The following is a 1,092-nucleotide window of genomic DNA, read 5'->3' as shown; positions in this document are numbered from 1 at the left end:
CCTTTCAATGCTGTTAGTGCTGTAAATAAATCTTCTTATACCTTCAGGATACTTCATAAATGCCGTTAAACAGTGAAAATTCTTTTCTGTGCTTTTTATCACTTTGGGATATTTGTTCCCCCACTCTTCCTTCAGCTTCATGAACTTTTCATAAGCCTCTTCCCCGTTCTTTGCCCTAAATATCTTTTTCATGTCCTCTGCTAACCCTTCTCTATCCCTCTTCCTGACCCCTTTCAAGCAGTTCCTCATATGGTGAACAACACAATGCTGAAAATTGGCTCCAGGAAATATCTCCCTGAGAGCTTCTTCCAATCCAGAAAGTCCATCTCCTATGAACATTTCTACCTTCCTTACCCCTCTCCTGTAAAGATCATTTGCTATTTCCCTTCAAAGGAGAGCAGATTCTCCTCCAGCAAAAACGTAAAATCCAAGTATTTCTCTTGTCCAGTCTTCTCTTATTCCCATTACCACATATACAGGTTCTTTTGTTGTTGTTCTCCTTCTTATGCTTAAAAAAGTGGCATCTACAAATATAAACAGGTATGTCTCTTCTAATGGTCTGTTTCTCCATCTTTCTATCTCTTCTTCCGTAACTCTTGTGAGCCTTGCAATGCTTGAAGGTGAATAATGAATACCATACCAGGTTTCAAGTATTTTGTTTATCTTTCTCGTGCTTACTCCAGCTACAAAAAGCAGGGTAATGAGTTCTCCGATATCTATCATCGCTTTCTGCCGAGGTGGGAGTAGTAATGCAGGTCTAAAATTTCCATCTCTAGTGCGAGGCACTTTAAGCCCTTCTATTTCTCCTTGTGGTGTTATCAGATTCCTTTCGTAGTAACCATTACCTTTTGTATGGGTATTTTCCTCAAGATACATTTCCCTTTCTTCCAGCATCAGCCTTTCAAAAAGTTGTTTTGTAAATTCTTGTAGTATCTCTCTTGCTATCTTATGAATTTCTTTTCTAAAATCCTCATGAGAGAGTTTTGTGTCTCTCATGGTGACCTCCTCCTTTAGTGGTTTTTTCGACTCCTAAAATCTATGGGGGAGGTCGCCTCTGAAATCTTAGTGAGACACAATTGATGAAATACTACC

Annotated in this window: 1 pseudogene; it reads right to left on the bottom strand. The window is 39.1% G+C overall.

Going from position 1 to position 1,092, the window contains the following annotated elements:
- Positions 1 to 996: pseudogene (locus BLW93_RS08985) on the bottom strand (IS256 family transposase); the annotation flags it as partial.
- Positions 997 to 1,092 lie beyond the last annotated feature (96 nt).

The sequence above is a fragment of the Desulfurobacterium indicum genome, assembly GCF_001968985.1.
Lineage (GTDB): Bacteria > Aquificota > Aquificia > Desulfurobacteriales > Desulfurobacteriaceae > Desulfurobacterium_A > Desulfurobacterium_A indicum.
Note: the sequence above shows the minus strand (reverse complement) of the source record. Positions and strands in the feature narration are given on the sequence as shown.